Below are 22,954 nucleotides of genomic sequence, written 5' to 3' on the forward strand. Positions count from 1 at the left end.
AGAATCGAATATCGAACCACGTTCGAATATAACGCATTTGTGAACAGAATCGAACATCTAGGTTACGACACTGTCACAGACTCGCGAGATTGTCACAGTTCATTCCGGATGATCACCGGATAGATGTAGGTGCAACGTCAGCCAAGACACCGGAGAATTCTCTCAGCCGCTCTTCCCAGGTCCAGGGAGAAAGGGCCCCAGCACTCGCCGCTGGCGGCGGATCATCGAGCAGCAATTCGAGCGTCTCAACCAGCGAATCGGTTGACTTTTGCGGAGCTATCAACACAGGCATGCCCTGCGTTCGAAGCAGCTTCGCGCCTGGGACATCGAACGTGACCACACGCCCGTCCTCAGCGAGCGCTTCCAGCATTGTTGTTTGGAACCCCTCGGACAGCACAGTCGGGTTCACGAGAGTAGCTCCGCTGATCTCGCTCCGAACATGCTCGGGTGAAACTCGTCCACGGAGCTGCACCACATCGTCCACTCGGAGCTCCTCGGCGAGGCTTCGCGCTGCGTCAAAGTCAGATCCGTCTCCCAGGATGATTCCTTCAATGTCGCGACCATGGTCGCGGAGGCGAGCGACAGCCCGTAGGAAGGTATCCCATCCTTTCCCATCAACGAGACGCCCAACGAAGACTAAGCGTTCCGGACGATCCGGGACTTCGGCCGGGGAGAGACGCGGCCCAATCGCGTTATAGAAAACCTTGGGCTCCTTCGCCCCCAATCGTCGCGCAAAGGAAGCAGCCTCTTGCGAGACACCAAGTACTCGCTCCGCATGGCGCAAAACGTATCGACCAAGCGTGTTGTCCACGACCCTGCTTGCTAGGGCGATGATTGTGGAAGAGCTCGCAACGTAGCCGCTTCCATGTTCGGTGTGTACCACGGGAATGCAAGCCATATGCGCAGCACGCAGACCCACGAAGGTCATCGGGAAGAAGCGAGTATGGACGGAGACCGCATCAAATGCGCCCTCACTGAGAAACGATGCCAATCGCCTCGTGGTTCCGAGTGTCGGGAAGCTAATGACGCCGGAAATCGGCAAGTGTGCTTTACCGATCAGGATCCGCACGCCATTCTCAAGTCGAGTTCCGGGTTGCTCGTCGATGGTTATCACCGTGACGTCATTGCCTAGCTTTGCCAAGCCAGTTGCTAGCTGTTGCAGATGTTGCTCCAACCCACCAACCCTCGGCGGATACGTGTTTGTGATGATTGCGATTCTCATGGGGCTCCTCAATGACCACCCAGACGAAATGCCTGCCCGTTACAGTTTTGGGGGCGTCTGCGCCACTCCCCGGGGCGCCCCTCGATTCATGAGCATAAATGATAGAGCGAACACAAGGGCTAGAACCATCATGGCCAAGGAGTATGAAAGAGCAGCTCCCATAATCCCGCTAGTTGGCACAAGGACTCGGGACAACACCCATACCAGACCCGCGCTGGCGAGATACCCTCCCAACAATAGATGTTGCTGCCGCATAGTTGTCAGCGCGTAGTAGAAAATGACTGCTAGAGAGTTCATGGCGCCACCTACGACTATGACTAGCAACTCCCGGCGATACTCGGAAAGGTCTACGCTGTAAAGCAGGTTCAGTATTGGCACGCCAAGGAAATAGACCACAATGAAAGTTAGGGCAAAAGCTAGTCCCACACCCAGAATGCCCCTCTTGACTAGCCTTGTGAACCCTGCACGATTTCCCGCGGCCCAGTATGTTGCCATACGAGTGAGTAGGGGACGGAACACAAACATGGCAAGAATGTTGATTGCCAATGCCGGCATGAAAAGTATGGCGTAGTAGCCCTGCTGTGCTGAGTCCATGAATGCCTCAATGGCGAAGCGTGGTGCGTTCGTCAAGTACATTGCCAGGAAGGCTGCCAAGAAAAGAGGTAGGCAGGCGATCAAGAGAGAGCGCACCGGACCCACACTAAATGCAGGCCGCAGTGGAAACAGGCCCTTGGCCGGAGGCACAATCAAGAAAGCAACGGCCAAAGCGGTCACAATGATGGTCACAATGGTCGTAGTCGCAAGGTCGCGCGTAACGAAAATCAGGACAGTGAACACCGTTGTGGTTACCAGCACTCGGAAGAAGTTGGCACGCCCCGCGATATCGAGCCGACCGATCCTCTGAAATTCCCCATAGAACACATCCTCGAATGCGTCGAACACACGAAGTGAAGCAACGAGGATCACCACGATGGCGCTCTGTTGGCCTTTGCCGGTCACCAGAGCATAGGCCACAATTCCCACGACCATTACAACGAGAGTGACCAGGCGCGTAGCATAGTAGGTTCCGAAGGAAAAGCGGTGGCGAACATCGGTTGCCTGGTAGGGGCGAACTTCATAGGCGCCCACGGTTTGGAATTGCTGACCCACCGCTGTCGCCAGAGAGTAGACGCCAGCGGCAGCGATACCGGCCGCCCTCGTCACCACGATGAGCATCAGCACCATCGATAGCGATCCCATGAGGCTGCTCGCCGTGTTCCAGAAATAGTCCCGTCCCAGTTGGGACTTGCCGCTAGATCCCACTAATCCGGGTCGACTTCTGCGTAGCGGCCCAAGTCCACGTGGTATGGCTGGTGGTTCTTTCTCTTATTCTCTGGTGGTAGCTCCATGTAATCGCCGTAGCCGCGGGTCAATATCGCCTCATAGTTGTTGGGGAGCTGCACCTCGATGTCCCCAAATGGAGCTGACACTGATGGAAAGAGATCACCTTCTGCGACCTCCCATGCCATTGGATTCATATCCGTGAAGTCGGTGTGCCTGTTCCCAGGCTCTTGCTCGAAACGTCTCGCTGCCTTCTCCCATCGGTTCTGCAGGACTGTGGGACCCACGTGAAGGCCCTTTAGTGCCCGATACACAAGGCCCGTCACAGAATGCACTGCCCTTGTTACGGCAGGCTCGAGGCTCAAGTACGGGCGTGGAGTCCCCTGCAAGTACATCATGCGCCCCCAGAACCAAGCCTCCCGAGCTTGCAATCGGTACCGCCATGTCTCCCGCGGAACCTTGTCGAGGGGGAATATATCGATCGAGAGCCGCATCTTGTACGGACTGTCTTTGATGAATTCGGAGATGAACTCCGTGTCTCGGAGTCCCAGAACAGAGAACATGTTGGGAAACTCAGCGTCTACGCGAGAGTTCGAGAGTACATACTCTGGCTTTAATACGCCCGGAGCATGCGAAAGGAACCGCTCGTAGTCGCGTCGCAGCATACATACGTCGACGTCATCATCCCACGGGATAAATCCGCCGTGGCGAACCGCACCCAGAGCGGTTCCCCCGTAGACGACATAGGGAGTCCCAACCTCTGCACATACACGATCGAACTCTTTCAAGATCCTCGTCAGTAACTCTTGGATGCGCCGAAGCAAATCCGGGTCATCATAATCCTTAAACACGGTTCCTCCTAGCGGGCACTCCCACGTATCATCTCGAACTGGGCCTAGAACCCCGCGTCGGGCTCCTCCTGGCCGTTTTCCTCCTCGACGTCCCGCACCTCCTCTAGCACCCTCACCCTCTCGGATACCAGTGCGATCTCCTCAGCCAGCCTTCTGTCCGAGTCCGAATTCTTCGACAGGTCGACACTGAACTGCAGCGTGATGAGCAACAATACGATACCTCCGGCAAACAACCCGAGGTTGAAGGGGACTTCGACACCGAGATGTCGTGAGAGGAAGGAGAGTATTTGAGGGAACACGGAAATCAGTACCACGGCGATGCCGATCACAATCCACCAGGTCGCGTATTTCTCCTTCATGCGTCCTGAGCGAAGGTTAACGAAAATCGCTGCGAAGACTACCAGCGAGAACACAATGCCGAAAATGTAGCTCGTGCTGCTCATTTTCCTGCGCCCCCCACAGATAGAGGTCTCTGCGTGAGCGCTATCGCGAGCGCAAACCACGCTCGAAGTAGGAAACGCGTTGACTTTAGTGCACCGTGGGACGGCTCACCGCCCGCCCTGGGCCTCATCTCCACTGGAACCTGAATGATCTTGAGCCTGCGTCGCGCGGCGATTGTCAAAGCACCGATCGTGTCTCCCAGGTACTCTGCCGGGTAATCCACCGAGAACAACTCAATTGCCTTCTTGGAATTTAGCTTGAACCCTGACGTGGTATCCGTCAATTTGGCTTTGGTGACCGGCGAGAGGACAGCTGACAACAAACTCATTGCCCATCGACGAGGGCCCTTAGTCTGGTAGCTTCCAGTGCCCGCGAACCTCGCCCCGATCACAATGTCTGCATCCGCCGCTCTTGCTGCATCCAGGAGGCGAGGAATATCAGCGGGATCATGTTGACCGTCTGCATCCAGCTGTAGGGCCCAGTCATAGCCATTGCGACGCGCATATAAGTACCCCGTGCGCATGGCCGCACCAACCCCCAGGTTCAACGGTAGCTCGAGCACCTTCACACCACCGTCCCTAGCGATTTTCGCCGTGTCATCCACAGAACCATCGGAGACGACAACGACGTCTGCCCACGGTACTGCTGTACGGAGCTCAGTGAGAACGTCACCGATCACGCTGGCTTCGTTCCAAGCTGGAATCACGACCAAAAGTCGCTCTCCGGAGGCAATCACCTTCTCATTCATTTGATCCCCAACACCGTCGTGAGACGCGCTTGGGCCCCTAGTCCCGGCCCTGCTCAATCAGGTCGAGGAGGTATTCTCCGTAACCTGACTTGACCAGGGGAAGAGCTACTTCTCGCAGTTCCTCATCCGTCAGAAATTCCTTACGCCAGCCCACTTCTTCGGGGCAGCCAATCTTCATTCCCTGACGATCTTGAACGGTACGAATGAATACCGCGGCATCTGACAGATCGTCGAAAGTTCCGGTGTCAAGCCATGCGGTGCCCCTGGGAAGGACCTCGACAGCGAGATCCCCCCTATCAAGGTAAACCTTGTTGACGTCCGTAATCTCGTACTCGCCGCGGGCAGATGGCTCCAGATCCTTAGCTATCTGGACAACCGTGTTGTCGTAAAAGTACAGACCCGGGACCGCGTAGTGCGAGCGAGGCGCAGCCGGCTTCTCTTCCAAAGAGACCGCTCTGTTGTCGCGGTCAAACTCCACGACCCCGTATGCCGAAGGGTTGGACACGCGGTACGCAAAGACGGCACCACCCTTGATATCTGTAAGGCGTGAGAGTCGAGACCCCATACCGGGACCATAAAAGAGGTTATCGCCGAGGACGAGCGCAACCTTGTCATCTCCAATAAAGTCCGCCCCGATGACGAATGCCTGTGCAAGACCATTGGGAACAGCTTGTTGCGCGTAAGTTATCTTGATGCCGAACTGGGACCCGTCTCCCAGCAGCCTCTCAAATCCGGCAGCGTCATGAGGGGTGGTAATTATGAGGATCTCATTGATTCCCGCCAGCATCAGTGTCGTCAGCGGGTAATAGATCATCGGTTTGTCGTACACCGGCATCAGCTGCTTCGATGTGCCCAGCGTGAGCGGGTGTAGCCGCGTGCCCGACCCGCCTGCCAGAATGATTCCCTTCATTGCGACCCTTCCTCGTACTCTCGGTTGATCCACTCAACTCTACCAAGGTGTCTGTCACGAGATTTGACTGATGCGCGACTAACGTCATCAGGACGAAGATACCAACAGTCATGCACAGGGCTCCGACGATCCAAACGACTCGAGGTCCTATCGCCCATGGCCACCAGGGTTCCCCTGCCGCGGAACTCATACCGTCCGAGGTGACCCCGCTTGCAAATCTGAGAATCGTGGTGGCAAGAGCGGATGCGTTTGCCACCGAAGCAATCCCCGCGATCCCGATCGTCTGTCCCAAGGAGAGTCCCAACGGCTTCTTGGTGCCTGGCTGGACCCACACTAGCAATGCGAAAGCGAGAAGTGGCAGCATATAGCGACCTTGGTAGTACGTTACCGGCGCCACGTGCCGAAGCGTCATGCTTACCACGGGAATCCCGTAGAGAGCTCCGAACACGACCATGGCGGCGAACCCGTTTCGCCACGAGATGTCATGAGCTCCTGCAAACAAGAGAGCACCAAATACTATGACCATTACCAGGGTCGCCCAGCCGGTTAGGGGAACATCCAACCAACCCGGGCCCATCCCCAAACCCCAAAGGGATGCTGCGTACGCAGGGAGAGAGGCTATGTTGTCCACGAGCACTTCTAGTGTGGAGGCATTCAAATCCACTGGCCATCCTCCGTCCCCCGTGAGGTTGTCGGCTTGCGTGGATGATAGGAGAACAAGGAGTCCCAGTCCCGTAGCGATGCCCGAGAGGATGACCTCGGGCATCAGGTTCTTCCTGAATGGCACCAACAGCCAGAGAGCCAACGTCACAATCAGCAGGTAGAAGGCGGCGTCAGGACGGCTCATCATCGCCATCCCGGCGCCCATAACCGCGAAGGCGAGTAAGGTCCATCTGCGCCAATGGGAAGAGCCTGCGGCTGAGACAAGCGCACCCCCGTAGATCAGAACGCCGCTGATGGCCCAACTGCTGGGGTTGTTCGACGCGACGAAGTACACCCCCATTGGAACCCATGCCGCAACGGTGGCCAGAATCAGATTCTGTCGAGCCCGCGGTGCAGACAATGCCCCGACAGCGACAACACCACCGAGACCAAGGATAACGTTGGCAAAGCGCATCATCACGACCGACCTGTGAACGTCTGGGCCGACTAAGGTGTGGTGGAAGCGGTAGTATCCCGGAGGGTATGCTCCATCATCAAATCGGTATGAGGGGACATATACGTCATCGGCAAGATCGTCCGTGCAGGCTGCCGACGTCTCGGGATGGAACGCCCAACAGTCTTGAGACATGTACACCGTCTCAGGTACAACGATCTTGGTTACCTCACCATTCGACACCACCACATCGCAAGAGCCGCCCTCAACTGGATTAGGACACCAGGTGCTGCCCAGATGGTAGTCATCGTCCGGGGAGCCTCCCACAGGTGAGACTAGCGCCCATGTCAGAAACCCAACGAGAATACATAGTGTGCCGACAAGACCAGCCACCAAGCTCCGAACGCGTGTAGTGTCCTCACTCTTCAACAATGAATTCCAATCACTTGGCCGGCGGTAAAGAACCGACTACTTTCGAATAGACCGTTCCTATGCTCTCAGAGCCAGACCGGGCTTTGAAGGCTGCGGTACCTTCGCTCCTAGATGTCTCGCGTTGGAAACTATCGTAAAGCACTGTTGTCAAAGAGTAACCGCCGTCGGTCAGCGACAAGCTCGGGAGCACGAATCGAACCGTCTGGTGCCCCTCTAGGACCGCACCTTTGAGTCCGGCGGCGTGTGCGCTGGTAATGAGGATCGTTGATCCCAGGGAATTGTTGACTGAGAGTGTCAGATCCCATTGTGACACTTGGTGTGGCACGAACAGCTCTACATCAACGGTTAGATCATCACCTGGGGTCAGTGCTTTACCTTCTGTTCGAGGAACGACAGAGACGATGACAGGTTCGTCACCTTCCTCAACATCATCGCGGCGAGTGGCGACTGAGACTCCCTCTGAGCCCTCAATGAACAGACCTGTCCTCATGACCTGAACCGCTTCAGTTGGGTCCCCATCAAAAGCAACCGTGCCTTTGTGGAGGACAACCGCCCTGTCACACAACGAAGTAATATGCCCCATCGCATGCGAGACGATAATGATAGTGCGGCCCTCTGCCTGAAACTCCTGAATTTTCTTGAGGCACTTTTCCTGGAAGGCCTCGTCTCCAACCGCAAGAACTTCATCAACAAGGAGAATATCCGGATCGACATGGACTGCGACTGCGAAGGCCAAGCGCACGTACATGCCGGAGGAGTAAAACTTCACTTGAGTATCAATGAACTGCGCAATACCTGAGAAGGCAACGATGCTCTCGAACTTTGCGTCTGTCTCTGCTCGTGACATGCCGAGGATCGATGCGTTCAAGTAGACGTTCTCACGCCCGGTCAGATCCGGGTGGAAGCCAGCTCCAAGCTCAAGCAACGCTGCAAGTCGACCACGGGTCTCAACCATGCCTTCATCAGGTTGGATGATACCGCCGATCATCTTCAATAGTGTTGACTTACCCGAACCATTTGGCCCAATCAAGCCAACAGTCGTACCCGCCTTGAACTTGAGTGAGATACCTTTCAGCGCCCAGAACCTATCCTCGTGCTTCTTTGACTCTCCCGGGTGGAGGACCCGATCCTTGACCGATTTATCCTTACGGAGAACAAAGAACTTAGAGGCGTCCTTCACTATTGCTATCTCTGGACCAGGTGGTAGGTGTGAGCCTTCGTCATGACCCTCTGTAAACGGGATTTCTTGAGTCATCAGAGTTCCTGCGCAAAGTTTGGTTGAAGTCGGGCGAAGACACGCTGTCCCCACCAGAGAACAAAGACGCCGATCACGCTCGCGATACCCATGCGGAATGCCAAGTCATCAGGAATAACCCCATCGCTTGCACCCGCCCAAAAAGCCTCTTGAAAACCAAGAACTGCGAGCGTTACTGGGTTGTTGATGTACACATTTGTGAGCCAGCCAAGACCGCGCATTGAGAACGCATCGGCCACAAAGGTCCAGGAGTAGACAATCGGGCTAAACCACATCAGCAACATGACAACAACCTCGACCATGAACTGGATATCTCGGAGGTAGACATTCCAAGCCGCAAGGAAGAGTCCCAGCCCAACACCGTAAAGGAGGACAATAAGCACAGAGAGCAGTGAGAAAAGAAGGTTAGCGCCGAACACGATTGTTCCGACGAACGCCGCAGCAACCAAGAGAATAACCATCTGCAGCCCGAAATTCACGAGTGCAGCACCCACGGCGGCAATTGGAAAAATCTCCCTGGGAAGATAGATCTTCTTGATGAGTCCGGAGTTCGCGATAATCGAACTGGTCATCGTGTTCACGACCTCGGAGAACAAGCCATAAATGGTGAGGCCCGAGAAGATGAAGATCGCGAAGTTGTTTATGTTTCTCGCTGCACCTAAGAACTCCCCCATCACCAGGTAGTAGATGAGGAGCTGAGTCAGTGGACGAATCATCGACCATACAAGACCAAGCGTGCTGTCCTTGTATCTTCCAACCAACTCCCGCCGTACAAGAAGCCCAAGTAGTTCGCGACGGGAAAAAACTTCACGAATGGCGCCGAAGAACCCAGTTACCGCATTCTCCTTGCGGCGGTAACTCACGAGCGGAAGATTTTCAAGACGCTTATAGCGCGCATCTACGATCTTGGAGTCCTCAGACACAGCGGACTCCATCCTGAAAAGACCGCGTACCACACAGTTCTGTCGGTGCCATGAAGACAATGATAACCATCTACGCGCGTCTCCCGAATTCGGTCTGGCTGCATTCAGTGTCTAACGGCCATCATTTCTGTAGGCTGTGAACAATCAAGTGGCATGGAAGCGTGTAATAAGGAACGGTGTTGGTGTGAAGACTGAACTAAATAGAACACTGGTATTCCTGTTGTACGACGCAGATGGCGTTTGCGATACCTCCGTCCTTCACACCCTTCGTGGATTCCGTTTCTTTGTGGAGAACATACTGGTTGTTGTGAATGGGTCCCTACAGGCGAGCTCACTCGAGGCTGTCAGGGCGATCGCAGACGACGTCCTAGAGCGTGACAACGTGGGATTCGATGTTGGCGCCTACAGAGACGCACTCGAGTTTCTCGGATGGGACACGCTTGCAGGTGTCGACGAGCTCTTCCTAGTGAACTACACATTTTTTGGCCCGGTGGGATCTTTTGAGCCGCTTCTGGACCGTATGGACTCAGTTGACGTTGACTTGTGGGGTATCACCGATCACCCCGCAGTCTCGCCTCATCCGTACACAGGTCGCGGAACGATGCCGGAACACTTGCAGTCCTATTGGTTGTCGATACGGGGGCCCATCCTGCGCAGCCCCGAGTTTCGACGCTACTGGAAGTCATTGAAGGACCCGACTTCCTACTCGGAGGTCGTCACTCAGTTCGAATGCGAGTTCACCAGGTACTTCGCGGACCTCGGATTCACCTGGCAAGCCGCCTTCCCGGCTGCCAACTACGGAGTCTCAAACGCCACCATGGAGGCACCTGTTGGTCTTCTCCAAGATGGTTGCCCACTATTCAAGAAGCGTCTCTATTTCCATGATGTGCCCGCTCTAGTTGACCAAGGCATAGTAACCGCCGCGGTAACAGAGGAAGCAAAGCGTCGAGGATACCCCGAGGACCTAATAGTTGAGGGTGTCGTTCGACGAACAACCACGAGAGAGCTTACTGAAGGAATCGGCGCAAGCTACATCCGGGTTACGGACCCTCTTGAGGAGAGCATCCAACCCAATGTGATCGAACTCCAAGGTGACCGTGTAGCACTCAGAAGTCGAACGTCACATCCATGGAAGACCCTCGCTGAACGCGGAATCGACGCACTCATGGGCGAGGCAGACATCCTCATAATTGCTCCCAGACCTCCTAGGCCCGGTTTGCGCGCAGACGGGATACAGCTCCGATACCAGAACGTCACTGAGGCCATCACAGCTGATCCAGAATTCATCGTCGGACTGTTCGATGCTCACTCAAAACTTGGAGCCGTTTACCCGTACGTGCAGGTCGTCGGTACTGCAGTGCGAGGGCGAAGTTGGTTTGGTAGCTCACTCCTTTCAATGAAGTTGGCGGACCAGCTCGAGCTGACGGGGAAGTTCAGCCAGACATCTCCCGTGGCGCCCTACCGTGGAGCAGCGGCCTACCGCCGAGAGGTGGTGGAACTCCTGAGGGAGGCAATAGTTAGGGGTGGAGGGTGGAAATCACTTGTTGACCTCGTAGGTGATGACGAGGTACTTCACCAAATGTTGGACATGCTGACGGGGGACATAGCACGCAACGGGGGCTTCTTCGTTGGTGAGACAGGGAGTCTTACAGAGGCCCAGACGAGTTTACTTTTCGTCGTAGATCTCTACTCGCATACTCCCAGAATCTTCCGCGACTACACGCACTACCCGTATTCGGGACATGTGATTGCTCCGACCCTGAAAAATAGGATCGGTAAAGCGATCCAGAACCTATCCCCAGGAACATTTGATCGCGTGCATAATCTAGAACTGCAAGCGAGATCCGCGATTTCGGGCATGAGGCGGGTTGAGAAATGACGGCCTATCGTCGTGCGACGCGATCACGGACACTGGTTTTCGCAGCAGCTGACTCAAAAGCCACAACAGAGGACATTGACGCTGCTGGCCAGTATCTCCTTTCAGCGCTTCGTCCCTACTGCTCGTCGACCCTCATTGCGGTACCAGCTAACCGCGCCAACTCATCGCTCAGAGTTTCAGACTCGGGTATGACTCACCTGCCTTATGACCGAGATCGCGGACTCGCGGGGATCCTCGCATCGCTTGCAGCAGCCTCACCCTCTTTGACACACCAGCTCGGGGAGGAGATTCTCATCGTAACCGATGGCCTCATCGGTCCACTTTCCGACCTTGACGATCTTTTCTCACGCCTTGATGCCCCGGGGAGATCGATCCGTTTCCTCACCAAGCCCGATCCAACGTACGACGGAGAACAGGGCACTGAGTCCCTGGCGCTTGAGCCTCAGTTCTTGCAGCTTTCCCACAACACGCTTCGATCCTCAGAGCTCCTGGTGGCCCTCAACGGCGCGTCTAGTCTCCGTGATCTTCTGCTGGCACTAGCACCGGCAGGTCTCACTCCCGGTTGGCTCTATGGAAACTCCGACGAAGACTATTTCTTGCGTTCCTCCACGGCTGGCATCCCACTAATCCCTTGGGCAACGTTCACTTCTGATCCGCTACTCTTGGAACGGTGGGCCGTGAGCGCGCGCACCGCATACAGTGAAGTAGTGAAGAGCGGATACCCACTCGACATTTTCTGGAGCCACCTGACCCATGCTGTTCCACCGCAAGTCTGGTATACAAATATCGCACTTCTGGATATACCCCAAGGTGTAGCGCCCAAGCACAAGAACACCCTGAAGACTGCAGTATGCGCCCACGTGTTCTATCCTGACATGCTCCGCGAGATGGTTCGCTATGCCTCAAACATCCCGTCACCCGTCTCTCTCTTTATCACAACTGATTCCGCTGAGAAGCAAGCGAGGCTCGAAGCATCCCTGAAGGAACTCCCATATCAAGCGCATTTCGACCACATTGAAGTCCGCACAGTCGCTACAAATGACGGGCGTGATATCTCAGCGTTCCTGGTGGATTGCGGTGATGTCATCCGGGATGTAGAACTCGATCTGGTTGTCAAGATGCACTCGAAGCGATCTGTCCAGGACCCTCAAAGCGTCAGCTCGTGGTTCCGCAGCCACCTCTTCGAGAATCTTTTTTCTTCCTCCAATCACGTCGCTCACATCTACAACCGTTTCACGAATGAACCGCAGCTCGGAATGGTCTTTCCTCCCGTGATCCACATGGGGCTCCCGACGATGGGCAACGGGTGGACAGCTAATCGCCTCCCCGCCGAAAGATTGGGGAAGCGACTCGGGATAGATATCCCCTTCGACACACACACTCCCCTATCGCCATACGGCAGCATGTTCATCGCGCGGCGCGAAGCACTGCTTCCGCTTGTTGATGCCAATTTCAGGCCCAACGAGTTTCCAAGAGGCGACAACTACCGCGACGGATCCCTGGCACACGTCCTCGAACGCCTATACAGCTATGTCGTCTACAGCCAGGGTTACTACTCTCGTTGCGTTCAAACTCCAGAATTGGCAGAAATATCGGCGGTTACTCTCGAGTACAAGCTAGACACAAGCTCTTCGTATATTCATCCACACGTTCTTGAGCAAGTGAAAATGCTTGACGCCGGAGCTTCCGGCGTCCCTCCAGTGACATCCATTCGATCACTAGTACAGCGACGCGTCAGCGCACGCTTCCCTAGGTTTGGGGAGTCTCTAACCGCTGGATGGATGGCTGGGAAGAAAACTAGGCGCGCAATCAGGTCAAAGATCGCATCTATAAGAGGCGCCTAGTTCGTATCATCGCATGCAGTTATGCGCCACAGTGATATGCCACCTGATTGGGCAACAAGCTCGAACCCTGACCCAACATCCACGTTGTAGAAGCCCGCATATGCGGGATCTCGCCGATTCACCGGAGTTCCACTGTCAATCATCAGGCCCACGATACCGTGACGCTCAATCGCCTCACACACTTGAGGGTCGGTGAGAATCTGATCAAATTCAGTCGCGAGCAGACTCTGGTCTCCCGAGCTGTACAAGGGGCGTGGGTAGAAAGAATCGACCCCACCGAATACTGACACGAAACCCACACCACTGGAGTAGGAACCTACCAGCACTTCGCCGTCCTCAAATGCGGCACTAGCTGCTTCGAGCACAACGACCCTGTCTTCGTCCAAGACTGACGGCACGCGAGGATCGAGACTGTAGCCGAGCTTTGCGTATCCGCCTAGCGTTCGTCCCGTGGAAAGGGCAGCCGGCAAGACAATTACCACGACCAGCAGCAAGGAGGCGAACCCAACCAACCCGAACCAACGTCGACGATCTTCAATTGGAGGGTCGATGAGTCGGCATACTACTCGGCTGGCCCCTACCGATGCGAAGACGAGCGTCACTATGAGGAAAGGCACGAGGAGGCGTGTATCGTCCTTCCACCACGGACCAGTCAGTGCGCGTAAGCGGTTTTCGGGTCCACCGGCGAGTACAAATAGCAACCCGTAGGTGAGTCCTGACGCCAGCAGCACGCGAGCCGCTCCAAAGTTGCGCATCGTCCATATCCCAAGTATTGCGAACCCAAAAACACACAACCACAGAAGCACTAACGAAACATTCGGAAACAATGGGGCTGACGCTAGCGTCCCACTTAAGAGCGTGGCGACAACCTCTGTATATGCCTTTGACTCACGGCTGAACATTCCGAGGTTGTTCACATAGTCACTGCGCAAGACCACGGCAAATAGCGTAAATACTGCCAAACTAGCAATGATGACCACCGAGGAAGACGCCATCTTTGCCCCCCGCGACCACAGGGTGGCGGAGAGCTGCAAGATAGCACCCAAGATCGAAATCCCCACTACCACCATCAGCAGCAGCCCAACGCTCGGGTGCGCTGCGAAGAGACCAACTGCCGCCAGAACTCCGAGGAAATAGGCCGCAGGAGAACGCGCATTATCGACAATCAGAAGCACGATCGCAATTCCGGCTGGCAGGAACGCCAGGCCCAACCCCAGCGGATGAATGGAAGTTCGGAACACCAAGTTTCCGGGGAAAACTGTGCACAGTAGCGCAAATAATGGTACGAACAGGGTTACAAAGCGAGACTTTGGCGCCGTTATAAGTCCCAGCATCGCAAGCGACCAGGGCCAGAAGACTGAGCCCGTCGCGATCACTGCAGCATTTGAGGCGAGCACTATTCGATCTCCGAAGGAGAATAGCGATACCAGTGAGTGCCACAAGGTTGGGTAGTAAACCGCACCCTGCCCACCAGGATCGTACATGGCAGATAGGCCGCCAAACGGGCTGGTACTTGCACCATCAAGCAACAGTTGGATTCCGTTGTAGTGGAACTGTGCATCACCGAATGATTGGATCGCTGCTGCTCCCGGCCAAGTGATGACGAGCGCTACGGTTTGTATAACCGCAAACAATAAGATGCCGACAACCACCAGTCGCGCGGTGCGTCCACTGATCTCCGGAACACTCAATCTTGGCCCTCGAGCAGCGTCCTTCCATTCCGCTAGGAGGAATGCTGCTATGAGAAGTACGAGGGTGATACAAACCTGCCACCAGGACCACCTCCAGCCGACTACGCCATTGACCAGAGTAAGAAGTCCGAGAATGCCCAATCCCACTGGTGGCGACAGAACAACAGCCTGCGGGCTCCGGAGACCGAGAATTCGCAAAGGGAGGTACCCGAGTGCCCCTATGAGAACCACGATCCCAAGGACCAAACCCAACAGGGTGAACCACTCCAGCACCGATATACCCCCCGCCATCTACTCCCCAATAACCAGGCGAGGCGTACCAACCCAGTTGTCCGGGTTCGTGATGCGGCGCCCGTCAAAGAGGAGTTTGATGCCGGGGAAGTCGCGTGGGGAAAGATCCGCGTAGCTCTTGTGATCGGCTTGTACGATCACCACGTCAACGTCCTCACCAACGTGGTAGGGATCCCAGCCAAAGGCGGCCAGTTCTTCGTCCTCGTACATGGGGTCTTCAACAACTACGTCGACGCCCTCACGACGCAGCGCATCAACAGTTTCAAAAACGCCGCTGAACGCGGTCTCTTTGACGCCGCCACGGTAGGAAGCACCCAACACGGCAACCTTCTGGCCCTTCAAAGGACCAACCAGGCTCTTCACCTGGGACACCACGTAGTCGGGCATTGCCGCGTTGAACTGGCGCGCGGTCCGCACGATCGAAGCATCGGGATCCGTCGACAGGTAGAGGCGTGGATAAACCGGAATGCAGTGACCACCAACCGCAATTCCGGGGCGGTGAATGTGACTGTAGGGCTGGGAGTTGCAGGCGTCGATTACGCGGTTGACGTCAATGCCTTCCTTGTCTGCGTAAACGGCAAACTGGTTAGCCAAACCAATGTTGACATCGCGGTACGTTGTCTCAGCCAACTTGGCCATCTCCGCGGCCTCGGCGCTGCCCATGTCCCACACTCCATTTTCACGGGGAAGGTCGGGACGCTCATCAAAAGACAGCACCTGCTTGTAGAACTCAATGCCTGCCTTGGTTCCACGGTCCGACAGTCCGCCAACCAGTTTGGGGTACTTGCGCAGGTCGGCAAACACGCGACCGGTCAGGACACGTTCGGGGCTGAAGACGAGGTCGAAATCCACGCCCTCTTTCAAACCGGAGATCTGCTCAATCATTGGCTTCCAACGGTTGCGTGTTGTTCCCACCGGGAGGGTTGTCTCGTAGGAAACCAGGGTTCCGGGGGTGAGGTGTTCCGCAAGCGAAGCGGTGGCCGCATCCATCCAGCCAAAGTCGGGCTCCCAGGTCTCATCATTTACAAACAGAGGAACGACCAGGACGACAGCGTCCGCACCGGGAATGGCCTCTGCGTAGTCGGTTGTGGCCCGCAGTCGTCCGGCGGGAACGAGGACGGACAGCTTCTCCTGTAAGAAGTCTTCCCCGGGGAACGGCTCAATACCCGCATTGACCAGATCAACCGTGTGCTGATTAACGTCAACGCCCACCACTTCGCAGCCTGCGTCAGCAAACTGGACTGCCAGTGGCAAACCGATCTTTCCAAGAGCAACAACTGCTACGCGCATGAAGTGTGCCTTTCATTCCGTGCAAGTATCCGCGGATCAACCGGGGTCAAGTCTACAGTTGGGGCTTCGGCAGCAATCCTGCTTGTGACCAGATAAACCCGCTCTTGCCTATAATCACACCATGCGAGTTCTTTCCGTGGTCGGCGCACGCCCTCAGTTCGTCAAATTGGCACCAATCGATAAGGCCTTCAAGAAAGCGGGCATCGAGCACGTCATCGTGCATACCGGTCAGCACTACGACCTGATGCTCTCTGATGTTTTCTTTGAGGACCTGGGGATCTCGGCACCAGCCGAACACCTGGGGGTTGGTTCGGGATCACACGGGAAACAAACGGGGGCAATGATGAGCGCCCTCGACGACGTCTATGCGAAGCACAATCCCGACTGGGTGCTGGTTTACGGGGACACGAACTCGACGCTCGCAGCGGCGATCTGTGCGGCGAAGATGCACATTCCCCTGGCTCATCTTGAGGCTGGCCTCCGCTCTTTCAACCGGCGTATGCCGGAGGAACACAACCGTGTTCTTACCGACCACGCCTCTGACCTTCTGCTCACCCCAACAACGGTTGGCGCCGATCACCTTGCCCATGAGGGCATTACCGAGGGTGTTGTGATCACGGGTGACGTGATGACGGATGTCCTCTACGAGACCCGGGATAAAGTGAAGGGCAAGAACTCTCCGTTCCAGGACAGTCTGGATCTGATGCCGGGTACCTACTCGGTTGCCACCATTCACCGTGCGGAAAACACGGATGACCCGACCCGCTTAGAAGCGATCCTTGAGTCGCTGGGCAACGTGGACCATCCAGTGGTGATCCTCGCCCACCCACGACTCCTAGCCAAAGTTGAGGAACATGGGTTGACTCTTGCCCGCGGGAACCTGATTGCCCACGCTTCCATCCCCTACCCACAACTTGTCTCTGCCGTCATGAACTCCCGCGGCGTCATCACTGACTCGGGAGGACTGCAGAAGGAAGCGTTCCTGCTCGGTGTACCTTGCACCACGGTGCGCCCAGAGACCGAGTGGGTCGAAACAGTGGAACTCGGCTGGAACGTCCTCGTTGAACCTGGCCCCGCCCTCACCGCGGCAGCAACGCGTCCCCGTCCCACCACTACCAACGCCGCACCGTACGGGAACGGACATGCTGCCGACGCGGTGGTGGCGGCGCTAAAGGAGCACAGTTCAGCCGACTAGCTAGATCGAGGCCGAAATACCGGGTGGAGTTGGCCAGATCAGCTGCCGCTCGCTACGGCAGCATCTTCTTCCAATGTGTCTGCCATGTTTAGAAATGTGCGGTCGCCTGTCATGAGTGCAAGGTCCGTAAGTTGGTATGTTACCCCGCGATGATAGTTCTCCGGCCTCAGGTCGATATCCTTACAAACCTGACCCGCACAGTAATACGACCATTGATTCTCATATCTCCACTCAGAGAATGAGTCGCGAACCGTCGTCGCACCAGCGTCGAAGAGCGCTGCGGCCTGCTCATTGTCGAACTGAATGGCGTAATCAAATAGTCCCCACATCGCGTACATATGCCCATTCACCACGTGGCTGGCCGGGTAGTCAGGCTGTACGTACTCCTCAAACCACAGATTCCCTTCATCGATGTTTAGGAACATCCTGTCAGCAGACGCATCCTGGGTAAACGAAGCGAATGTCTCGTCGGCCGCGACTTTCCATTTATCGTCCCCTGTCGCCTCGTACATGCGCGTGAACACGGAGAGCGCCATGCCCTGCGCCATGCCCGAGTACCATGGCGCCTCCAGAGGAATGACGCCGTGAAATGTGTGGTCGAAGTCGTAGGGGAACCATCTGGCACCATCGACAAGTTCTGAATCATCAAGCAGCTTCTGGGCGTTGAGCTCCGCTCTGTTCAGGTACTCGAGCTCGCCTGAAGTGAAATAGGACTCTATGGCATACACGATGTACCAGGACAAACCCACTGGGTGCGTCACGAAGCCCTCGTGATCCGGCCATGACTGCACGACTACGCCGTTCTCATCGTACTCACGCCGTGCATCGTCAAGATCAGCTAGGTTATCCAGGCTCCTCCCGTAAGGACGAATGACCAGCGGGGAAAGAGTGACACCAGACGTTGCCACCCCATCTGGGAGAGAAGCGGCAGCGACGTCTCCATATTGAAGCGATGTGGAGCTAGATTGGGCTGTAATTCTTGGTGCACGCTCCGTACCGTGGATTACCAAAACCACGAGGACTACGCTCACCAATACGACGACAGTTGCTGCGAGCAAGCGCCAGTACGTATCTGGCTTACTCTTGGATACCCGTGTGGCATGGCGTGGTGACATTCGATAATCTTGGCACATCCATTTGGAGGGAAGTGTCAGATTGCTTTGTCAGTTCTATAACACGTTTTTGTAGTGCCGGTCCGGTGTGAAGCGCAGGACTCTTTACGCGGGGCGAGCTGATGACCGCTGACACCAAGACCGTGGGGCTCTCGACTAGATCTCAAGTCGTCTAGACCGTCAGGTTGACTCCGCCCAGCGCAGCAAGCACGCTGACTACCAGGGTACCTAGCCCGTAGAAGAGAGCTGTCCCCCAACGCTCGTCCTCAGCGAGCGACACTGTCTCGAGGCTGGCTGCGGAAAAGGTCGTATATCCGCCGAGCAGCCCAACCGTAAAGATCGGCCCCCACACCACACCAGTGAGCGGACCAGCGATGAGTCCGAGGACGAATGAGCCTGTGATGTTGATGAGCCAGGTTCCCCAGGGAAAGCGTGCTCTAGCCTTCGCGGGAATCGACATGTCGATGACAAACCTCAACGTCGCACCCAATCCTCCGGCGACGGCAACCAGAAGCGCGAGAAGCAGGCCGTTCATCGTGTTTCCCCCAGGACCCGACCGAGCCTGCGCGCACGCACAGCGCGCCTTCCCGCCAACACCCCGGCCACGCTGAGCAGTGCACCAACCAGAACTGTCCCTAACGAGTACACCAGCGCGCTCGTCCAGCGTCCATCACCTAGGTTGTGCGCAGTTTCAACCGCAAGCGTCGAGTATGTTGTGAAGCCTCCCATCACGCCGGTACCCAGAAACAGTCGCAGACGTAGTTCATTCCGTGTCGGCTCCCCTGCCCCCGTAATCCACCCCACCAAGAACGCCAGTATGAACGCACCGACAACGTTGATGATGAAGATGTCGAGGGCGAACCCAGAGACGCGAACAGATGCAACATCAATCAGGTAGCGCAGAAGAGTGCCGAGCGCACCACCACAGAACACCAGTGCCGCACCGGAGTACCGACGGTTGCTTCCCATGGTCCCACCTAACCTTCCACGCAGAGCCGACTTCTATAGTTTCTCTCGCCAGTCGCTCCCGCCCAACTGCCGCTAACCGGCAGACGCTGGTACCGTCAGAACCGGAAATGCTCTTACACCCAACCGCACCTGGAGTGACATGTACAGCAACGACACCAAGGTACTTCATCTGGGCGATGTTGCATCAACTGGAACCAACCTGGTGCACACAGCTCGTGCCAACGGCCGCAGCTGGGCCCTGCGCAATCTCCCGGCCGCACCCTCACTCACGTCGCTTTCCGCTTGGGCTAGACGCGGCACCGATGCGCTCCGCTACCTGAGCGATGGAACCAAGCCGGAGGTACAGCACATTCACTACGGTCCTAACGGATACTACGGCTGGCTAAAAAATGCACCCTACGTGTTGCACCTCCACGGCACCGATCTGCGCCAAGACCTCCACCGCCCCCTGATAGGACACGTCGAACGTGCAGCCGTGAAGCACTCGGCACAACTTGTCGTAGCAACACCAGATCTACTTGAAGCCGCACAAGAGCTGGACTCCTCTGCAACTTATGTCCCCAACCCACTCCCACCAGAAACGTACCGCCGCTCCATGCGGGCTCAGGAGAGTCCCAAAGCACCGACCGGTCGAGTCTTCTTCTCCGCACGCTGGGACGATTCCAAAGGCGGGGAAAGCCTGGTCGACCTCGCGGGAGACCTTGTGGCAGATGGAATCGAGGTCGTAGGGGTGGACTGGGGAACGCATGCCAAAAGCGCGAAGGAGGCGGGCGTGAAGATGCTCCCAAAGATGACTTCAGAGGATTTTGAAGGCACGCTGAAATCTGCTGATGTTGTCATCGGCCAGTTCTCCTTTGGCTCCCTGGGAATGTCAGACTTGCAGTGTCTCGCCCTCGGTCGCCCATTAGTTGGGTGGATTGATCCGGCTCTGGAAGTCGGGGTGCCGGGTCCTGGAACCCCAATTGCTAATGCACGTGAGCATGTCGAGGATCTGTTGAATCACCCGGAGCATGCTGAAAGTAGCTCACTGGAATGGCGTGACTGGGTGCTTGCGGAACGTTCACCTCAACGCGGCCTCCATGAGCTTGAGGAAATCTACAAGACAATTCTTACCTAGTTCGACCAATACTGAGCAGGAAATCTGCCGCCTTCTGCCCCATTCGTCCCATGGAGCGGTTCTTCACTACCCAGTCGCGAAGCATCTCCTTGGGAAACCGCTGGGTATCGGCTTTGAGAAGTGAAGTCATCCCCTCAGCTGCGCTGACGGGGTCATGGCTCGTTGCAATCCCCAAACCAGCAGTATCGATGTCATCAACAACGGGTCCCCTTCCGGCAAACAGCACCGGCTTTCCTGCAGAAAGTGATGCGAGAACCTTGGTCGGGTAGGCGAAATCGTACCCCTGGCCGGGAACTATTGAAACCAGTGCACCTTCCGCACCCGCGAGCAGGTGAGCCACGCGCGAAGGCGAGCAAGGTGGAACCTGGATGATCACGTCTCTACCATGCGTTGTCTGGAGTTCTGCTGCGATCTCCCTAATCGCATCCCACTCTGTTCCCTGACCGACAAACACCACTTGCAGGTTGTGGTCGGTGGAGGCGAGACTCCGCATGGCCTGCGCAAAGACCCTGGCGCCTTGCCATTCCGATGCGGTACCTGCGTAGATGAGATAAGGAGAGACTATTCCTAACTCTGCTAACTCGTCTGTGTCCAGTGGCTGCACGTCCGTTGTGTAAACGTCGGTATCAATCCCGTTGGGGATTACGCGGATGTTCGTCCCACCAAGCTCTGCCACGCGTTGAGCAACCCCGTCGCTGACAGCGATCACGCCAGATGCACCGCGAATCGCAAATCTCTCAATGAAGCGAAGGACGCTGACGATGATTGGTGGTGCACCAGTTACCTCTGTTGCATCAGACCACACATCTGCGGCGTACCAAACGTAAGGAACACGCTTTAGTGCGGCTGCAACACGGGTGACCGCGCCGGTTGTCGGAGGCGGCTCAACGAGAATCACGTTGGGACGGCGCTCTACAAGCAACCGGAAAAACAGTGGAATGTCGAAGGACATATAGGGCAAATACCCACGCACGTAGCCCGTCTTGTCCCGAAGTGCCGGCCAGCGTTTGATCTGAGGTGATGCCGTCGCCAAAACCGTCTCAGAGGATGGGGCAGGTTGCGTAGTCAGCACGGTCACCTCAGCACCATCTTCAATGAGGGCGCGATGAACAGCCCCTAGTCGGAAAGACGCCGCGGCGGGCTCCGGGAGGAAGATACGGCTAACGATTGTCACCTTTGGCCCGATGAGACGGTCCTTCTTCACATCGCTCTCCTATCTGACTAACGCGGAAGAGGCCATGAACCGAAGTGGGGCCTCCCGGTCAAACAGGGAAGCTAAATCTTTCGGGACAAGAGCAGAGGGACGAAGGAAACTACGGCGAGCTTTGGCAAGCCTGTTTACTTCTGCATCGGGAACTGCAGTATCTCTAAGTGCGGACAAGAGTCGGCGGTCCGCGACCGAGAGCGGGCACAGGGCTGACGGGGCGCGTCGCAAGACCATCTCAATGGCCGCAGCCATAGTTTCACGGTCTCCAACACCCCACCTTTCATTGATCGCCCGGTAGTACGCGGCGCCGAAGAAATGGATTCGCAAGTATTTAACGGCCAGCGCCCTCTGCTGCGCTCCGGTGAGGGCGCGCGCCCAACCAGTGTGTCCCCAGGCGCGTTCGACATGGCTCAACTCATCGCTTAATGGCGCCAAACGCATTGTGACCCTGTCTGAAGCGTCTGCACCTATGACGTACCCGGGTCCTGCAGTCTGGACAGCAACCCGACCCTCAGACCACAGTAGCGTCGAAAGGCGCAGGTCGCCTCCGGCCTTTAAGTCAGGGTCCCACGCGAAGTCATTTGCCTCCAAGTATTCACGTCTCATGAGACCAAGTGGAGCGCTGCGGTAGTAGAGACGGTCCCGAACGGCATCCCGCTCTGATCGCGTAAATGGCCTCACAGGGGGGGTCCTCACGACACCTCCGCGGTCATACAGAAGCCGCGTAATGACGGCATCTGCTCGCGCCGACTGTGTCAACCAGTCGGCTACCGCACCGGGTTGCAGAAAATCATCCGAACCCAGCAAGCTCACCCATTCGGCGGTGACTTTACTTGTGCCGAAGTTATAGGGATTGGCTGGCGATCGTGTCCCGTCAGCCAACTCAAGCCAACGTACTTGCGTTGCGTGCCTGGGCGTCAGAGAGTCCCGAAGCACGCTTGCGGATATATTGTGGGCGACCACGGTAACGGTGGCTAAGTCACCATTCCCTTCTAGAACCGAGGCGACGGCACGCCCGAGCGGCCGTTCCGCAGAATGGCAAGCAATGACGACCTCAGCAACATTCCGAGACAAACGTCCCACCTCCAGTTTGGGCCTTGCCGAGCCACCGATCGCTATTGTCACAAGCTTACGAGATTACAGTCGCACATTCTAATAACG

Annotated in this window: 20 protein-coding genes; 4 read left to right on the forward strand and 16 right to left on the reverse strand. The window is 56.3% G+C overall.

The features are described 5' to 3' along the window. Positions 1-112: 112 nt before the first annotated feature. From IDL90_RS03905 to IDL90_RS03940, 9 genes are all read right to left on the reverse strand, one after another. Positions 113-1,222: a glycosyltransferase family 4 protein gene (locus IDL90_RS03905; RefSeq protein ID WP_187994417.1), complete on the reverse strand. Its 1,110-nt coding sequence runs from the start codon at positions 1,220-1,222 to the stop codon at positions 113-115. A gap of 39 nt (positions 1,223-1,261) precedes the next feature. Next, complete coding sequence (locus IDL90_RS03910) at positions 1,262-2,461, reverse strand: lipopolysaccharide biosynthesis protein (RefSeq protein WP_259349546.1); 1,200 nt, start codon at positions 2,459-2,461, stop codon at positions 1,262-1,264. Positions 2,462-2,523: 62 nt separating this feature from the next. After that, positions 2,524-3,393: a phosphorylcholine transferase LicD gene (locus IDL90_RS03915; RefSeq protein ID WP_182141816.1), complete on the reverse strand. Its 870-nt coding sequence runs from the start codon at positions 3,391-3,393 to the stop codon at positions 2,524-2,526. Positions 3,394-3,437: 44 nt separating this feature from the next. Beyond that, positions 3,438-3,836, reverse strand: a complete 399-nt coding sequence (locus IDL90_RS03920) for a DUF2304 domain-containing protein (RefSeq protein WP_187994418.1) — start codon at positions 3,834-3,836, stop codon at positions 3,438-3,440. Next, positions 3,833-4,582 (reverse strand): glycosyltransferase family 2 protein, encoded by a 750-nt coding sequence (locus IDL90_RS03925; RefSeq protein ID WP_182141814.1) that lies wholly within the window; start codon positions 4,580-4,582, stop codon positions 3,833-3,835. Before IDL90_RS03925 ends, IDL90_RS03920 begins: the two co-directional genes overlap by 4 nt. Positions 4,583-4,619: 37 nt before the next feature. Further along, a complete protein-coding gene (gene rfbA / locus IDL90_RS03930) occupies positions 4,620-5,438 on the reverse strand; it encodes a glucose-1-phosphate thymidylyltransferase RfbA (RefSeq protein WP_259349594.1) in 819 nt (272 codons plus the stop codon). After that, positions 5,350-6,981, reverse strand: a complete 1,632-nt coding sequence (locus IDL90_RS11445; protein ID WP_316930277.1) for a DUF2142 domain-containing protein — start codon at positions 6,979-6,981, stop codon at positions 5,350-5,352. Before IDL90_RS11445 ends, rfbA begins: the two co-directional genes overlap by 89 nt. Positions 6,982-7,030: 49 nt before the next feature. Beyond that, entirely contained in the window at positions 7,031-8,275 is a 1,245-nt protein-coding gene (locus IDL90_RS03935; RefSeq protein WP_187994419.1) for an ABC transporter ATP-binding protein, read from the reverse strand. Next, complete coding sequence (locus IDL90_RS03940) at positions 8,275-9,198, reverse strand: ABC transporter permease (protein ID WP_223175173.1); 924 nt, start codon at positions 9,196-9,198, stop codon at positions 8,275-8,277. The genes IDL90_RS03935 and IDL90_RS03940 overlap by 1 nt, the downstream gene beginning before the upstream one ends. A gap of 184 nt (positions 9,199-9,382) precedes the next feature. Between IDL90_RS03940 and IDL90_RS03945 the strand changes: the two genes are divergently transcribed. Together IDL90_RS03945 and IDL90_RS03950 are read left to right on the forward strand one after the other, a co-directional pair. Continuing rightward, positions 9,383-11,077 carry a rhamnan synthesis F family protein gene (locus IDL90_RS03945; protein WP_187994421.1) on the forward strand — a complete coding sequence of 565 codons (1,695 nt, stop codon included), beginning with the start codon at positions 9,383-9,385 and terminating at the stop codon, positions 11,075-11,077. Beyond that, positions 11,074-12,921 carry a rhamnan synthesis F family protein gene (locus tag IDL90_RS03950; RefSeq protein ID WP_187994422.1) on the forward strand — a complete coding sequence of 616 codons (1,848 nt, stop codon included), beginning with the start codon at positions 11,074-11,076 and terminating at the stop codon, positions 12,919-12,921. Before IDL90_RS03945 ends, IDL90_RS03950 begins: the two co-directional genes overlap by 4 nt. Here IDL90_RS03950 and IDL90_RS03955 read toward each other — a convergent pair. Beyond that, on the reverse strand, positions 12,918-14,903 hold the full coding sequence (locus IDL90_RS03955) for a DUF6541 family protein (RefSeq protein WP_187994423.1): 1,986 nt from the start codon (positions 14,901-14,903) through the stop codon (positions 12,918-12,920). The two genes, IDL90_RS03950 and IDL90_RS03955, sit on opposite strands and share 4 nt — an antisense overlap. Next, positions 14,904-16,193 carry a nucleotide sugar dehydrogenase gene (locus tag IDL90_RS03960; RefSeq protein WP_187994424.1) on the reverse strand — a complete coding sequence of 430 codons (1,290 nt, stop codon included), beginning with the start codon at positions 16,191-16,193 and terminating at the stop codon, positions 14,904-14,906. A gap of 121 nt (positions 16,194-16,314) precedes the next feature. Here IDL90_RS03960 and wecB point away from each other — a divergent pair, with 121 nt between their 5' ends. Then, positions 16,315-17,388: a non-hydrolyzing UDP-N-acetylglucosamine 2-epimerase gene (wecB, locus tag IDL90_RS03965; protein WP_187994425.1), complete on the forward strand. Its 1,074-nt coding sequence runs from the start codon at positions 16,315-16,317 to the stop codon at positions 17,386-17,388. Positions 17,389-17,426: 38 nt separating this feature from the next. Here the strand turns inward: wecB and IDL90_RS03970 are convergent, their stop codons facing one another. The 3 genes from IDL90_RS03970 to IDL90_RS03980 form a co-directional block, all read right to left on the reverse strand. After that, a complete protein-coding gene (locus IDL90_RS03970) occupies positions 17,427-18,503 on the reverse strand; it encodes a D-glucuronyl C5-epimerase family protein (RefSeq protein ID WP_187994426.1) in 1,077 nt (358 codons plus the stop codon). A 169-nt stretch (positions 18,504-18,672) separates the two neighbouring features. Continuing rightward, entirely contained in the window at positions 18,673-19,035 is a 363-nt protein-coding gene (locus IDL90_RS03975; protein WP_187994427.1) for a CrcB family protein, read from the reverse strand. Further along, positions 19,032-19,469 (reverse strand): CrcB family protein, encoded by a 438-nt coding sequence (locus tag IDL90_RS03980; RefSeq protein ID WP_182141805.1) that lies wholly within the window; start codon positions 19,467-19,469, stop codon positions 19,032-19,034. Before IDL90_RS03980 ends, IDL90_RS03975 begins: the two co-directional genes overlap by 4 nt. 139 nt (positions 19,470-19,608) lie before the next feature. On the opposite strand from IDL90_RS03980, the gene IDL90_RS03985 reads away from it, so the two are divergent. Then, positions 19,609-20,586 (forward strand): glycosyltransferase, encoded by a 978-nt coding sequence (locus tag IDL90_RS03985; protein WP_187994428.1) that lies wholly within the window; start codon positions 19,609-19,611, stop codon positions 20,584-20,586. On the opposite strand, the gene IDL90_RS11680 is transcribed toward IDL90_RS03985, so the two are convergent. Further along, positions 20,579-21,790 carry a glycosyltransferase gene (locus tag IDL90_RS11680; RefSeq protein WP_187994429.1) on the reverse strand — a complete coding sequence of 404 codons (1,212 nt, stop codon included), beginning with the start codon at positions 21,788-21,790 and terminating at the stop codon, positions 20,579-20,581. The two genes, IDL90_RS03985 and IDL90_RS11680, sit on opposite strands and share 8 nt — an antisense overlap. A gap of 9 nt (positions 21,791-21,799) precedes the next feature. Beyond that, positions 21,800-22,867, reverse strand: coding sequence for a glycosyl transferase (locus tag IDL90_RS03995; protein WP_187994430.1), 1,068 nt, complete (start codon positions 22,865-22,867; stop codon positions 21,800-21,802). Positions 22,868-22,954: the final 87 nt, after the last annotated feature.

This window comes from Schaalia sp. JY-X159, assembly GCF_014525425.1.
Lineage (GTDB): Bacteria > Actinomycetota > Actinomycetes > Actinomycetales > Actinomycetaceae > Scrofimicrobium.